At 66.4% G+C, this 14,706-nt stretch carries 12 protein-coding genes; 7 read left to right on the forward strand and 5 right to left on the reverse strand.

Annotation, left to right across the window (positions count from 1 at the left end):
- Positions 1-70 precede the first annotated feature (70 nt).
- Together WKW77_RS32355 and WKW77_RS32360 are read left to right on the forward strand one after the other, a co-directional pair.
- On the forward strand, positions 71-559 hold the full coding sequence (locus tag WKW77_RS32355; RefSeq protein WP_340360995.1) for a tripartite tricarboxylate transporter TctB family protein: 489 nt from the start codon (positions 71-73) through the stop codon (positions 557-559).
- Between the two features lie 10 nt (positions 560-569).
- Positions 570-2,087, forward strand: a complete 1,518-nt coding sequence (locus tag WKW77_RS32360) for a tripartite tricarboxylate transporter permease (RefSeq protein ID WP_340360996.1) — start codon at positions 570-572, stop codon at positions 2,085-2,087.
- Between the two features lie 160 nt (positions 2,088-2,247).
- Here the strand turns inward: WKW77_RS32360 and WKW77_RS32365 are convergent, their stop codons facing one another.
- Complete coding sequence (locus WKW77_RS32365; RefSeq protein WP_422823308.1) at positions 2,248-3,162, reverse strand: LysR family transcriptional regulator; 915 nt, start codon at positions 3,160-3,162, stop codon at positions 2,248-2,250.
- A gap of 96 nt (positions 3,163-3,258) precedes the next feature.
- On the opposite strand from WKW77_RS32365, the gene WKW77_RS32370 reads away from it, so the two are divergent.
- The 4 genes from WKW77_RS32370 to WKW77_RS32385 are packed head-to-tail and all read left to right on the forward strand — an operon-like array spanning position 3,259 to position 7,580.
- Positions 3,259-4,227, forward strand: coding sequence for a tripartite tricarboxylate transporter substrate binding protein (locus tag WKW77_RS32370; RefSeq protein WP_340360998.1), 969 nt, complete (start codon positions 3,259-3,261; stop codon positions 4,225-4,227).
- A 13-nt stretch (positions 4,228-4,240) separates the two neighbouring features.
- Positions 4,241-5,854, forward strand: a complete 1,614-nt coding sequence (locus tag WKW77_RS32375; protein ID WP_340360999.1) for a gamma-glutamyltransferase family protein — start codon at positions 4,241-4,243, stop codon at positions 5,852-5,854.
- 3 nt (positions 5,855-5,857) lie between these two features.
- Positions 5,858-6,766, forward strand: a complete 909-nt coding sequence (locus WKW77_RS32380) for a DMT family transporter (protein ID WP_340361000.1) — start codon at positions 5,858-5,860, stop codon at positions 6,764-6,766.
- A 16-nt stretch (positions 6,767-6,782) separates the two neighbouring features.
- Entirely contained in the window at positions 6,783-7,580 is a 798-nt protein-coding gene (locus tag WKW77_RS32385; protein ID WP_340361001.1) for an SDR family oxidoreductase, read from the forward strand.
- A 3-nt stretch (positions 7,581-7,583) separates the two neighbouring features.
- Here the strand turns inward: WKW77_RS32385 and WKW77_RS32390 are convergent, their stop codons facing one another.
- Positions 7,584-8,483, reverse strand: coding sequence for a DMT family transporter (locus tag WKW77_RS32390; RefSeq protein ID WP_340361002.1), 900 nt, complete (start codon positions 8,481-8,483; stop codon positions 7,584-7,586).
- A gap of 98 nt (positions 8,484-8,581) precedes the next feature.
- Between WKW77_RS32390 and WKW77_RS32395 the strand changes: the two genes are divergently transcribed.
- The gene (locus WKW77_RS32395) at positions 8,582-9,568 is read left to right on the forward strand and encodes a quinone oxidoreductase family protein (protein WP_340361003.1); all 987 of its coding nucleotides are present in this window, start codon (positions 8,582-8,584) and stop codon (positions 9,566-9,568) included.
- On the opposite strand, the gene WKW77_RS32400 is transcribed toward WKW77_RS32395, so the two are convergent.
- The 3 genes from WKW77_RS32400 to ileS all read right to left on the reverse strand — a co-directional run bounded on the left by WKW77_RS32400 (position 9,565) and on the right by ileS (position 14,690).
- A complete protein-coding gene (locus WKW77_RS32400; RefSeq protein ID WP_340361004.1) occupies positions 9,565-11,223 on the reverse strand; it encodes a Na/Pi cotransporter family protein in 1,659 nt (552 codons plus the stop codon). The two genes, WKW77_RS32395 and WKW77_RS32400, sit on opposite strands and share 4 nt — an antisense overlap.
- Before the next feature lie 126 nt (positions 11,224-11,349).
- Complete coding sequence (lspA, locus tag WKW77_RS32405) at positions 11,350-11,847, reverse strand: signal peptidase II (RefSeq protein ID WP_340361005.1); 498 nt, start codon at positions 11,845-11,847, stop codon at positions 11,350-11,352.
- Positions 11,847-14,690, reverse strand: coding sequence for an isoleucine--tRNA ligase (gene ileS, locus WKW77_RS32410; RefSeq protein WP_340361006.1), 2,844 nt, complete (start codon positions 14,688-14,690; stop codon positions 11,847-11,849). Before ileS ends, lspA begins: the two co-directional genes overlap by 1 nt.
- Between the last annotated feature and the right edge of the window lie 16 nt (positions 14,691-14,706).

Consider the following 14,706-nt stretch of genomic DNA (forward strand, 5'->3'; position numbering starts at 1 on the left):
GGAATCCACATCGACCTGACTTTTGGCTGACTCCACAATTCGCGATCGAATTTTTTCGTGGAGACTGTTCGTGAAAATCAAGAGTCAGAAAGACTTCTTCTCGGGGGTGATGTTCGCCGTCGTCGGAGTCGCTTTCGCCTGGGGTGCCACGACGTACAACGTCGGCACCGGCGCCCGCATGGGCCCGGGCTACTTCCCGCTGATGCTCGGCATCCTGATGGCCATCATCGGGCTCGGCGTCATGTTCACCGGCCTCACGGTCGAGACCGAGGACGGCGAGAAGATCGGCAAGTGGGCCTGGAAGCAGGTCGCCTACATCATCGGCGCCAACCTCGCCTTCGGCGTGCTGCTCGGCGGTCTGCCGAGCATTGGCGTGCCGGCCATGGGGATGATTATCGCGATCTACGCGCTCGTGATCATCTCGAGCCTCGCGGGAGAGCATTTCAATCTCAAGGATGTGCTCGTCCTTGCCACCATTCTGGCGGTCGGCAGCTACGTCGCCTTCATCTGGGCGCTGAAGCTGCAGATCCAGGTGTGGCCGACCTTCATCACGGGCTGAGGACTGCGCCATGGATCTGATCACCAATCTCTCGCTAGGTTTTGGCGTTGCCTTCACCTTCACCAACCTTCTCTACTGCCTGATCGGCTGCATCCTGGGCACGCTGATCGGCGTGCTGCCGGGCATCGGCCCGGTCGCGACGATCGCGATGCTGCTGCCGGCGACCTATGCGCTGCCTCCGGTGTCGGCGCTGATCATGCTGGCCGGCATCTACTACGGCGCGCAGTACGGCGGCTCCACCACCGCGATCCTGGTCAACCTGCCGGGCGAATCGTCCTCGGTGGTGACCGTCATCGACGGCTACCAGATGGCGCGCAAGGGCCGTGCGGGCCCGGCGCTCGCCGCGGCCGGCCTCGGCTCGTTCTTCGCGGGCTGCGTCGGCACGCTGATTCTGGCCGCGTTCGCGCCGCCGCTGACCGAGCTGGCCTTCAAGTTCGGCCCGGCCGAGTACTTCTCGCTGATGGTGCTGGGCCTGATCGGCGCGGTGGTTCTGGCCTCGGGTTCGCTGCTCAAGGCGATCGGCATGATCGTGCTGGGCCTGCTGATGGGCCTCGTCGGCACCGACGTGAACTCGGGCGTCGCGCGCTTCAGCTTCGACATCCCCGAACTCACCGACGGCATCGGCTTCGTGACCATCGCCATGGGCGTGTTCGGCTACGGCGAAATCATCGCCAACCTGTCGCGTCCCGAGCATGAGCGCGAGGTCTTCACCGCCAAGGTGTCGGGCCTGTTCCCGACCAAGGAAGACTTCAAGCGCATGTTGCCGGCCGTTCTGCGCGGCACGGGCCTGGGCGCTGCGCTGGGCATCCTGCCGGGCGGCGGCGCGCTGCTGGCAGCCTTCGCGGCCTACACGATCGAGAAGAAGACCAAGCTGCATCCGGGCGAAGTGCCGTTCGGCAAGGGCAACATCCGCGGTGTGGCGGCGCCCGAGTCGGCCAACAACGCCGGCGCGCAGACCTCGTTCATCCCGCTGCTGACGCTGGGCATCCCACCGAACGCGGTGATGGCGCTGATGGTGGGCGCGATGACCATCCACAACATCCAGCCGGGCCCGCAGGTGATGACCAGCAACCCCGAGCTGTTCTGGGGCCTGATCGCCTCGATGTGGCTGGGCAATGCGATGCTGATCATCCTGAACCTGCCGTTGATCGGCATGTGGATCAAGCTGCTGTCGGTGCCGTACAAGTTCCTCTTCCCGGCCATCGTGCTGTTCTGCGCGATCGGGGTGTACTCGACCAACAACAACACCTTCGACATCTGGATGGTGGCGGCCTTCGGCTTCATCGGCTACATGTTCTTCAAGCTGGGCTGCGAACCTGCGCCGCTGCTGCTGGGCTTCATCCTCGGTCCGATGATGGAAGAGAACCTGCGCCGGGCGCTGCTGCTGTCGCGTGGTGACTGGGTCGTCTTCGTCTCGCGCCCGATCTCGGCGGGCCTGCTGGCCGCTGCACTCCTGCTGCTGGTGATCGTGCTGTTGCCTGCGGTGAAGTCCAAACGCGAGGAAGCCTTCCACGAGGAAGAGGCCTGATCGCCAGCCGATCTTCCTTTTCGCAAAGCGGCACCTTCGGGTGCCGTTTCTTTTTCAGGCACGGATCAGGAACCCCACGGAACCGGCTTCGCCGGGCCGTCGGGGTTGCTCCCGGAGAGGGGTGTCCGAGCCACACGAAGTGGGCGAGGCTGGGGGTGAACTACTTCCGCGGTTTCATGTGCTGCCGCGCCATCGCCAAAAAGGCCATCGCGGCCGGACTGAGCGGATGCTTGGCGAGCCGAATCGCCACCACCTGGTATTCGAGCGCAGGCCGCGTCACCGTGACGGCGCGCAGGTTGGCCGGCATCAGAACCTCCACGTAGCGCGGCAAGAGTGCAACGCCGGCACCGGCCTGGATGAGGCCGAACGCGGTCGAAAGCATCGAGACGTGGTGGACGACACGCGGATAGACATTCGCCGTGCTGGAGAGCATCCGGCTCACGGACCGCCACACATTGGCATCCGGATTGACGTGGATGAAGGGCAGCCCGTCGAGCTGCCTAGCATCGATCACCACCCGCTGCGCCAGCGGATGGTCCTCGCGCATGAACAGGCCCATGCGTTCGGTGAAGAGCGGCTCGGTGGCGAGCTCGGAATGCGTCTGCCCGATGTCCGACCCGAAGCCGAGGTCCGCCTCCTGCGTGAGCACGCGCGAGATCATCTGCTCCGCGGTGCTGTCGAGCAGCGTGGTCGCGAGCCCGGGGCGGTTCTCCGAGAAGCGGCGCAGCAGCGGCGGCAGCAGCGCACCGGCGGTGAGATGGCCCACCGCCAGCACCACGCGCCCTTCGCGCAACTGCGACTGCGAGCGGCACGCGCCAACGGATTCGTCGATCAGCCGCAGCGCCCGCACGGCGGTATCGACCATCATCTGCCCCGCGCTGGTCATCTGGATGCGGCGGCCGCGCACCACCAGCGCCTGGCCGAGCTCGCTCTCCATGCGCTTGACGAGATGGCTGATCGCCGGCTGCGTGAGTTGCAGGGCTTCCGCCGCGAGCGTGAAGCTGCCCGATTCGGCCACCGCCGCCAGGGCCCGGAGCTGTTGCAGGGAGATCTCTTCCATCCGCGTCCTTGCCATAAGCAAGGCTCATAGTTCGATAAAACGGATTATCTGGCTTGATGTGCCCGCGCTGCATAGGATTCGAGCTTCATCACAGGGACACAATCCAGATCCATGAAACGCCACCAGTTCCTCAAGGCCTGCGCTGCCGCGCTGTGCCTCGCTGCTTCGTCCGCCAGCATGGCGCAGGCCTTTCCGACCAAGCCGATCCGGCTGATCGTGCCGTTCCCGGCCGGCGGCGCGACGGACCTGTTCGCGCGCACCCTGTCCCAGAAGATGGGCGAGAAGCTCGGCGGCACGCTGGTGATCGACAACAAGCCCGGCGCCGGCGGCGCGATCGGCTCCGACATGGCGGCCAAGGCCCCGGCCGACGGCTACACGCTGCTGCTGGCCACCACGAGCACGCACTCGATCGGCCCGTTCATCAGCAAGGTGCCGTACGACACGGTGCGCGACTTCACGCCGATCGCGCATGTCGGCGATGCGCCGAGCATCATGCTGGTGCCGAACAACTCGCCCGCGAAGACGGTGCGCGAATGGATCGACCACGCGAAGAAGAACCCCGGCAAGCTCAACTACGCGTCCAGCGGCAACGGCACCATCGTCCAGCTCACGGCCGAGCTGTTCAAGGCGCAGGCCGGCATTTTCGTGACGCATATCCCGTACAAGGGCACGGCGCTGGCGATCCCCGATCTGATCACCGGCAAGGTCGATGTGCTCTTCGACTCGCTGCCCACCGGCATGCCGCATGTGCGTGACGGCCGTCTGCGCGCGCTCGGCGTGACCTCGCTCAAGCGCAGCCCGCTCGCGCCCGAGCTGCCGCCGATCGCGGACACGCTCCCGGGCTTCGAATCGAACACCTGGTTCGGCCTCTATGGCCCCAAGGGGCTGCCGGTGGACCTGGTGGCGCGGATCAACACGGCGGCGAACCAGGCGCTCTCCGATCCGGAGATGCGGGACAAGCTCTCGCGCCTGGGCATCGAACCCACGACGAGCACGCCGGCGCAGTTCGCCAGCATGGTGGCCGAGGACGCCGCGAAATGGAAAAAGATCATCGTCGAACGCAAGATCACCGGTGACTGAAAGAAGGACGCCCATGAAATTCGATTACGCCAATCCGTACAGCTCCACGCGCATTCCGGTCTTCGCGCGCAATGTGGTCTCCACCTCGCATCCTCTGGCCTCGCAGGCCGGGCTGCGCATCCTGTATCAGGGCGGCAACGCTGTCGATGCGGCGATCGCGACCGCAGCGGCGATGACCATCGTCGAGCCGGTGAGCAACGGCCTCGGCAGCGATGCTTTCTGCATCCTGTGGGATGGCAAGAAGCTGCATGGCCTGAACGGTTCCGGTTCGGCGCCGCAGGCCTGGACGCCGGACTACTTCCGCCGCAAGTACGGTAGTGACGCCGCCACGCCGCCGCAGCGCGGCATGGACTCGGTCACCGTTCCCGGCGCGGTGGGGAGCTGGGTTGCATTGTCGGAGCGCTTCGGCAAGCTGCCTTTCGCGGACCTGATGGCGCCGGCCATCGAGATCGCGGAGCGCGGCTACCTGATGCCGCCGGTGGTCCAGCAGAAGTGGGCTGCGGCGACGCCGATCCTGCGATCGCAGCCGGGCTTCGAGCAGGGTTTCCTGCCGTGGGGTCGCGCGCCAGAGGTCGGCGAGCTGTTCCGCTTCCCGGCGGCCGCGCGGGCGCTGAAGGCGATCGCGGCGACCAAGGGCGAGGCCTTCTACAGCGGCGAAATCGCGGCGGCGCTCGAAAAGTTCTCGACCGCGAACGGCGGCACCCTGAAGGTGAGCGATCTCGCCAACTGGAAGCCCGAGTGGGTCGAGCCGATCGCGCAGGAATACCGCGGCTACACGCTGCACGAGATTCCGCCGAACGGCCAGGGCATCGCGGCGCTCATCGCGCTCGGCATCCTGAAGCACTTCGACATCGCGTCGATCCCGGTGGATTCGGTCGCCTCGCAGCACCTGCAGATCGAAGCGATGAAGCTCGCCTTCGCCGATACCTACCGCTATGTGTCCGACCCCTCGTCGATGGAGGTGACCCCCCTGCAAATGCTCGACGAGGCGTATCTCGCTTCGCGTGCCAAGCTGATCGACTTGAACAAGGCGCAGGACTTCAAGGCGGGCAACCCGGTCAAGGGCGGCACGATCTATCTCACCGCGGCCGACGAGAACGGCATGATGGTGAGCTTCATCCAGAGCAATTACATGGGCTTCGGTTCGGGCTGCGTGGAGCCCGAGTTCGGCATCAGCCTGCAGAACCGCGGCCACGGCTTCAGCCTGAAGGCCGACAGCCCGAACGTGGTCGCGCCGGGCAAGCGGCCCTTCCACACCATCATCCCGGCCTTCCTCACCAAGGACGGCGCGCCGGTGATGAGCTTCGGCGTGATGGGCGGAAACATGCAGCCGCAAGGCCATATGCAGACGCTGGTGCGCATGCTCGACTACCGCCAGAGCCCGCAGGCGGCCTGCGATGCGCCGCGCTGGCGCTTCAACTCCGGCGTGGAGATCAACGCCGAGGCGGCGATGAACCCTGCAACGGTGAAGGGCCTCGCCGAACTGGGCCACAAGGTCGACGTCATCAACGATTCCTACCAGGACTTCGGTGCCGGCCAGTTCATCTGGCGTGCCGGCGACCCGTCGGTGGAGGGCTACGTCGCCGCGAGCGACGCACGCCGCGACGGCCTCGCGGCCGGGTTCTGACGGGTGCAGGCGGAGCCGCACGCACACAGGCGTCTCGGGCCGGGCCTCGCGCTGGCGACGCTCGGCGCGATCGCCTTCAGCGGCAAGGCGATCATCGTCAAGCTGGCGTACCGCTACGGCGTCGATGCGGTCACGCTGATCATGCTGCGCATGCTCTTCGCACTGCCGCTCTTCGCGGTCATGGCGTGGTGGGCGGGGCGCGGCAAGCCGCCGCTCACGCGGCGCGACTGGTTCGGCGTGCTGGGGCTGGGCTTCTCGGGCTACTACCTGTCGAGCTTCCTGGACTTCGCCGGGCTGGCCTACATCACTGCGAGCCTGGAGCGGCTGATCCTCTATCTCAACCCGACGCTCGTGCTGCTCTTCGGCTGGATCGTCTACCGGCGGCGCATCACGCGCGGCCAGTTCGTGGGGATGGCGATCAGCTATTGCGGGGTGCTGCTGGTCTTCGGCCACGAAGTGCAGCTGGGCCAGACCGCCTCCGCCGCCTGGGGCGCGCTGCTGGTGTTCCTGAGCGCGGTGAGCTATGCCATCTACCTCGTCGCGAGCGGCGAGTTCGTCAAACGGCTGGGCTCGCTGCGCCTCGTCGGCCTCGCGACCAGCGTGGCCTGCCTGCTGTGCATCCTGCAGTTCGTGCTCTTGCGGCCGGTCGGTTCGGCCTTCGACGTGGCGCCCCAGGTCATCTGGCTGTCGATCCTCAACGCGACGGTGTGCACCGCGCTCCCGGTCCTTGCCGTCATGATGGCCATCGAACGCATCGGCCCCGCCATGGCGGCGCAAACGGGTATGGTTGGGCCCATGTCGACCATCCTCATGGGGGTCGTCATCCTCGGCGAACCCTTCACAGCGTGGATCGCAGCCGGCACTGCGCTGGTGATCGCCGGCATCTTCGTATTCACACGCATGGGCCGCTGAGCCCGGAGGACACAGCATGGATTTGGGAATCGCAGGGAAGACCGCGCTCGTTTGCGGCGCCAGCAAGGGCCTGGGCTACGGTTGCGCGGAAGCGCTGGTGCGCGACGGCGTCAACGTGGTGATCGTGGCGCGCGGCGCCGAGGCGCTCGAAGCGGCGGCGAAATCGCTGGAAGCCGTTGCCGCGACGCATCCGGCCAAGCCCTTCGTGAAGCACGTGGCGGCGGACATCACCACCGTGGAAGGCCGCGCTGCCGCCTTCGCGGTGCACAAGGACTTCGACATCGTCGTCACCAATGCCGGCGGCCCGCCGCCCGGCGATTTCCGCGACTGGGACCGCGAAGCATGGATCAAGGCCGTCGACGCCAACATGCTCACGCCGATCGAGCTGATCAAGGCCACCGTGGACGGCATGGCCGCGCGCGGCTTCGGGCGCATCGTCAACATCACCTCCAGCGCGGTGAAGTCGCCGATCGATATCCTGGGCCTGAGCAACGGTGCGCGCAGCGGGCTCACCGGCTTCGTCGCCGGGCTCGCGCGCTCGGGCATCGCGGCCAAGGGCGTGACGATCAACAACCTGCTGCCCGGCGCCTTCGATACCGATCGCCTTCGTGGAACGATGGAAGGCGCCGTGAAGAAGACCGGCAAGGACATCGAGACGATCCGCGCCGCACGACAGAAGACCATTCCGGCCGGGCGCTTCGGCACCTCGGCCGAGTTCGGCGCGATCTGTGCGTTCCTGTGCAGCGTGCATGCGGCCTATATGACGGGCCAGAACGTGCTGGCCGACGGCGGCGCGTTCACCGGGACCTTCTGAGAATCAGCGGCGGGACGACACCCAGATCCCGCCCACGATCAGGATGAATGCGGCGCCGTGGAACCACTGCGGCACCTCGCCGAGGAAGGCCGCCGAAAGCAGCGCAGCGAAGAGCGGCGTCAGATTGCTGAAGAACCCGGCCGTCTGCGGACCGGCGCGCTCCACGCCGAGTCCCCAGCAGCGATAGGCCAGAAGCGCCGGGCCGAGCGTGATGAACACCAGCGCGGCGGCCAGCGGCCATCCCCAGTCGATGTGTGCATCGGTCACAGCCCATTCGCCGGCCGCGAAGGTCGCGGACCAGGCGAGCCCGAACACCATCTGCGCCATCAGGAACGAAGCCCAGTCGCGGCGCGCTTCGGCCGGCTCGGTGGTGCGCGACAGCAGCCAGCTATAGAACGCCCAGGAGATGGTGGCCAGCATCATGTAGAGATCGCCGGGCACCAGCCGCAGTGCGGCGAGCTGCTCCCAGTGGCCGCGGCTCAGCACGAGCAGCACGCCCGCCATCGACATCGCGGCGCCGAACAGTTGGCGCCCGGTGATCTTCGCGCCGAAGAAGAGCGTCCCCGTCGCCAGCATCCACAGCGGCATGCTCGATCCGACCAGCGTCACGTTGACCGGCGTCGAGGTCTGCAGCGCGAGGTACTGGAACGCGTTGTAGCAGCCGATGCCGAGCAGGCCGAGCACGGTGAAGCGCTTCCAGTGCGCCCACAGCGGGCTCTTCGGACTGATCATGGATGCGGCAAAAGGCAGCAGCACGATGAACGCCAGCAGCCAGCGGATGAAGTTCAGCGTCATCGGCGAGACGAGGTCGCGCACGATACGGCCGACGACGGCGTTGCCGGCCCACAGCAGGGGCGGCACCGCGAGTAGAAGGGCGGTGCCGGGGGTCAATCTCTGCTGCATGGGCATGACTGTAGCGGCTCGGTGCATCTTTTCCGGAAGCGGGCGACCGGGCGCAGACCGTGGCAGCATACGCGGCTCGTTCGAGAAGGAATCCAACCATGAGCAAAGCCGTCCGCATCGACCGCAATGGCGGTCCCGAGGAACTGAAGATCGTCGACGTCGAGGTCGGCGATCCCGGTCCCGGCGAGATCCGCATCCGCCACAAGGCGGTGGGCCTCAATTTCATCGACACCTACCAGCGAAGTGGCCTCTATCCGTTTCCGATGCCGCTGCAGCTCGGCATGGAAGCCTCGGGCATCGTCGAGGCGGTGGGCGAGGGCGTCACGCACCTGAAGGCCGGCGATCGCGCGGCCTACGCGAGCCAGCCGCCCGGGGCCTACAGCGAACTGCGCGTGATGCCGGGCCGCAATGTCTGCAAGCTGCCCGATGCGATCTCGTTCGAGACCGGCGCCGCGATGATGCTCAAGGGCCTGACCGCCCAATACCTGCTCAAGAAGACGCTGCCGGTCGAGGGCTTGCAGCCGGGCGACTTCATCGTGTTCCATGCCGCGGCGGGTGGTGTCGGACTCATCGCCTGCCAGTGGGCCAAGGCGTTGGGCCTGAAGCTCATCGGCACCGCGGGCACCGATGCCAAGTGCCAGGTGGCGCTCGACCACGGCGCCGCGCATGCGATCAACTACAGCAAGGAGAACTTCGCCGCGCGCGTGAAGGAGATCACCGGCGGCAAGGGCGTGAAGGTGGTCTACGACTCCGTGGGCAAGGACACCTTCGAAGGCTCGCTCGAATGCCTGCGGCCGTTCGGGCTGCTGGCGATCTTCGGAAATGGTTCGGGGCCGGTGCCGCCGTTCAACCTCGGCCTGCTCGGCGCGAAGGGATCGCTCTACGTCACTCGGCCGACTCTCTTCACGCACATTGCGACGCGCGAGAGCACGCAGGCCATGGCGGACGATCTCTTCGCGGTGGTCGAAAGCGGCGCGGTGAAGATCCCGATCGACCAGCGCTACCGCCTCGAAGACGTGCAGCAGGCACACCGCGACCTCGAAGCCCGCAAGACCACGGGCTGCACCATCCTCACTTTGGATTAACGCAGTTCGCTGAGCCGGGATTCGCGAACGCGGGTCGGCGCCAGCGCGCCGGCCGATTCGAGGATGGGATAGGCGATCGAGCAGATGTGCGAGTTGATGCGCTTGAGCTCGCTGATCAGGTCGATGTGCAGCGAGCTGGTCTCGATGCTCGACGCGGTCTGCTCGGTCAGCCGGTCCAGGTGCGTCGTCGCGTAGGCGCGCTCCAGGTCGCGGAAGCGCGCCTTTTCCTCCAGCAACCGCTGCGCGTCGCGCACGTTGCCGTTGAGGAACACGCTCATGGAGAGCCGCAGGTTGGCGACCAGCCGCTCGTGCAGCTCGACGATCTCGCGCATGCCGGCATCCGAGAAGTTGCGCTGCGGCTTGATCTTCTTGTCCTCGATGTCGATGATCACCCGCTCGATGATGTCGCCGATCTGCTCCATGTTGATCGTGAAGCTGATGATGTCGGTCCAGCGGCGGCTTTCTTCTTCGCCCAGCGCTTCGCGCGAGATCTTGGTCAGGTAGTACTTGATCGCCGAATAGAGCTGGTCCACCGTGTCGTCGAGGTTGCGCAGCTCCTGCGCGAGCTTGAGGTCGTTGTTGCGGATCACGTTGAGAACGCCGATCAGCATGGTCTCGACCACATCCGCCTGATGCAGCGCTTCGCGAGCGGCGTTGGAGATCGCCAGCGAAGGCGTGGAGAGCGCCGAGGGGTCGAGGTGGTGCGGACGCCGAGTCGCGGCAGGTTCTTCAGGCGCCGGCAGCAGGCGCGTGACCCATTTGGCCACGACGTTCGTGAGCCCGATGAAGCCGATGCTGATGATGACGTTGAAGGCGAGGTGATAAAGCACGACCAGGTGCGTGGCGTCGTCGACGTAGGGCCGGACTTCCCGCAGCCAGAGCCCGACGAAGGGCGCCGCCAAGGCCACGCCGAGCAGCTTGAAGATCAGGTTGCCGATCGTCACCCGCCGCACCTCGACCGCCGACTTCGCCGTGGTGAGCACCGCGAGCAGTCCGCTGCCGAGATTGGCGCCGAGCACCAGCCCGAGCGCCACGTCGAGCGGAACCACGTTGGAGCTGGCCATCGCCGCGACCAGCAGCACGATGGCGAGGCTGGAATAGGCCAGGATGGCGAGTCCGGCGCCGATGGTGATTTCCAGCAGCACGTCGCTGTTGATCGAAGCCAGCACGGCGCGCATGGCCGGGCTTTCGAAGAGCGGCCCCGTCGCCTCGACGACGAGTTGCAGCGCGAGCAGCATCAACCCCAGCCCGATGAGCACGCGCCCGACGCGGCCTGCGGGGCTCGACGGCCGCGTGATGAACAGCACCACTCCGACGAAGATGAAAAGCGGCGACAGCCAGGACAGATCGGCGGAGAAGAGCACCGACATCAGCGCCGTCCCGATGTCCGCCCCGCGCATCACCGCCAGCGCGGCAGGGAGCGTGACCAGCCCCTGGCCCACGAACGACGAGGTCATCAGCGAGGTGGCGGTGCTCGACTGCACCAGCGCCGTCACGCCGATCCCCGACAGCGCCGCCGTGAAGCGGTTGCGCATGCTGCGCACGAGGATCCTGCGCAGGTTGGCACCGAAGACGCGAAGAACCCCCGTTCGGACGAGATGGGTTCCCCATACCAGCAGCGCGATGGCTGCGAGCAGATTCAACAAGTGCTTCATGGAATCGAAACACTATAGAGCACGCGCCGGCCTGGATGCGAGAAACGCAGCGGAACCGGCTTCACCGGGCCGCTGGTGTGGCCCCCTGAAAGGGGGTGCCGAGCGACACGCAGTGGAGGCTGGGGGTCAGCCCTTTCTTACGCGGCGCAACTCGTCCAGGATGAGGCAGATCGCCCCGATGGTGATGGCGCTGTCGGCCACGTTGAAGGCCGGGAAGTGCCGCCCGGCCAGGTGGAAGTCGAGGAAGTCGACCACGTAGCCGTGCATCATCCGGTCGATCACGTTGCCGATGGCGCCGCCGAGGATGGCCGCCATCGAGAAGGAGAAGAGCTTCTGCCCCGCGTGCGACTTCAGCATCCAGATGATGAAGACGGCCGCCCCGATGCCGATCGCCATGAAGAACCACCGCTGCCAGCCCGCCGCGTCGGCCAGGAACGAGAACGCCGCCCCGGTGTTGTGAGCGCGAACCACGTTGAAGAAGCTGGTGACGTAGGTCGCGTCGCCGTACTTGTAATAGCCGAGGATCAGCGTCTTGGTGAACTGGTCGATGATGACGATGACCAGCGCAAGGCCCAGCCAGGGCCAGATGCCGAGGCCCTTCGAGCCGGAGGAGCGGCGGGCCATCAGGCGATGGTCCTTGCTTCGCCGGCGCCGTAGAGATTGCTCGTGCAACGTCCGCAGATGCCCGGGTGCGCCGGGTCGTGGCCGACATCGTCGCGCCAGTGCCAGCAGCGCTCGCACTTGGTGGCCTTGCTTGCGGTCACGGTGGCCGCAAGTGTGTCGCCGGACGCGAGCGCGATCGCCGAGGTGATGAAGACGAACTTCAGGTCATCGCCCAGCGAGGCGAGCAGCGCATGGTCATCGGCCGGCGCCGTGAGGGTCACGTTGGCTTGCAGCGAGGAGCCGACCTGGCCATCCGCACGCACCGTTTCGATCTCCTTGTTGACCGCATCGCGGATCTCGCGGATGCGGTTCCACTTGGCGAGCAGCGCATCGTCGGGCGTGCCCAGCTTGCTGTAGGTCTGCACGAAGATCGACTGGCCGTCGCCGCAGAACTTCCACGCCTCTTCGGCAGTGAAGCTCAGGAACGGCGCCATCCACCGCAGCATCGCCTGCGTGATGTGCCAGAGCGCGGTCTGCGCGCTGCGCCGCGCGCGCGAATTCGGTGCGGTGGTGTAGAGCCGGTCCTTCAGCACGTCGAGGTAGAACGCGCCGAGGTCTTCGGAGCAATACACCTGCAGCTTCGCGACGACCGGGTGGAACTCGTAGACCTTGTAGTGCGCGAGGATCTCGGCCTGGAACTGCGCGGCGCGGCTGAGCGCGTAGCGGTCGATCTCGAGCAGCTCATCGAGCGGGACCGCGTCCATGGCGATATCGAAGTCGCTGGTGTTCGCGAGCAGGAAGCGCAGCGTGTTGCGGATGCGCCGATAGGCATCGACCACGCGCGCGAGGATCTTGTCGTCGCCCGCGATGTCGCCCGAGTAGTCGCTCGCGGCTACCCACAGGCGGGTGATCTCGGCGCCCAGCTTCTTGTTCACTTCCTGCGGATCGATGCCGTTGCCGAGCGACTTGCTCATCTTGCGGCCCTGGCTGTCGACCGTGAAGCCGTGCGTCAGCAGGCCGCGATACGGCGCGCGGCCTTCGAGCGCGCAGGCGAGCAGCAGCGACGAGTGGAACCAGCCGCGGTGCTGGTCGTGGCCTTCGAGGTAGAGGTCGGCTTCGGGGCCGGTCTCGTGGTGCACGTTCGGGTGCGTGCCGCGCAGCACGTGCGAGAAGGTCGAGCCCGAGTCGAACCAGACTTCGAGGATGTCGGTGCTCTTGGTGTACTGCGGTGTGTCCTCGCCGCCGAGGATCTCCTCGGCCGTCACTCGGCTCCAGGCCTCGATGCCGCCCTTCTCGACGATGTCGGCGGCCAGGTCGAGGATCTCCATCGTGCGCGGGTGCAGCTCGCCCGAATCCTTGTGCAGGAAGAACGGGATCGGCACGCCCCAGCTGCGCTGGCGGCTGATGCACCAGTCGGGCCGGTTGGCGATCATGTCGTGCAGGCGCGCCCTGCCGTTCTCGGGGTAGAAGCGGGTCTCGTCGATCGCTTCGAGCGCGGTCTGGCGCAGCGTCTTCGGCGCCTTGTCCTTGGTGAAGACGCCTTCGCCCTCGTCCATGCGGATGAACCACTGCGCGGCGGCGCGGTAGATCACCGGCGTCTTGTGGCGCCAGCAGTGCGGGTAGCTGTGGGTGATCTGCTCGGTCGTCATCAGGCGGCCGGCATCGCGCAGCGCGTGGATGATGACCGGCACCGCCTTCCAGATGTTCTGGCCGCCGAAGAGCGGGAAGTCGGTCGCATACGAGCCGTTGCCCTGGACCGGGTTCAGGATGTCGTCGTACTTGACGCCGTGCGCGATGCAGGAATTGAAGTCGTCCACGCCGTAGGCCGGCGAGGAGTGGACGAGGCCGGTGCCGTCCTCGGCGGTCGCGTAGTCGGCCAGGTAGACGGGCGACAGGCGGCGGAAACCCGCGTCCACGTCGTAGAGCGGATGCTCGAACTCGAGGCCGCCGAGCCGCTCGCCCTTGACCGTTGCGAGCACCTTGCCCTCGAGCGCGTAGCGGGTCATGCACATCTCGACCAGCGAGTTCGCGAGCACCAGCAGTCCGCGTTCGGTATCGACCAGCGAGTAGTCGAGCTCCGGGTTGAGGTTGATCGCCTGGTTGGCCGGGATCGTCCACGCCGTGGTGGTCCAGATGACCGCGAAGGCATCCTTGTGCAGCGCCGGGAGGCCGAAGGCGGCCGCGAGCTTGGCCGGATCGTGCGCCTTGAAGGCGACGTCGAGCGTCTGCGATTTCTTGTCGGCGTATTCGATCTCGAACTCGGCCAGCGACGAGCCGCAGTCGAAGCACCAGTACACCGGCTTCAGGCCGCGATAGACAAAGCCGCGCTCGATCACGCGCTTGAACGCGCGGATCTCGCCCGCCTCGTTCGCGAAGTCCATCGTCTTGTAGGGATGGTCCCATTCGCCCAGCACGCCCAGGCGCTGGAAGTCGGCCATCTGCTGCGCGATCTGCTCGGTCGCGTAGGCGCGGCTCTTGGCCTGCATCTCGTCGCGGCCGAGGTTGCGGCCGTACTTCTTCTCGATCGCGTTCTCGATGGGAAGGCCATGGCAGTCCCAGCCCGGCACGTAGAGCGCGTCGTAGCCTTCGAGCTGGCGCGCCTTGGTGATCATGTCCTTGAGGATCTTGTTGACCGCGTGACCCATGTGGATCTGCCCGTTGGCATAGGGCGGGCCGTCATGCAGGATGAATTTGGGCGCACCGTGGCGCGCGTCGCGCAGGCGGTGGTAGATGCCTTCGTCGTTCCATTCCTTGACCCAGCCCGGCTCGCGCTTGGGCAGGTCGCCGCGCATCGGGAAGGGGGTGTCGGGCAGGTTCAGCGTGGCGCGGTAATCGGTGCCGCCGTCGGTCTTGTTGTCAGCCATGGAAGTTCCAGAAATC

Origin of the sequence: Variovorax ureilyticus, assembly GCF_037889935.1 — a bacterium.
GTDB lineage: Bacteria > Pseudomonadota > Gammaproteobacteria > Burkholderiales > Burkholderiaceae_C > Variovorax > Variovorax ureilyticus.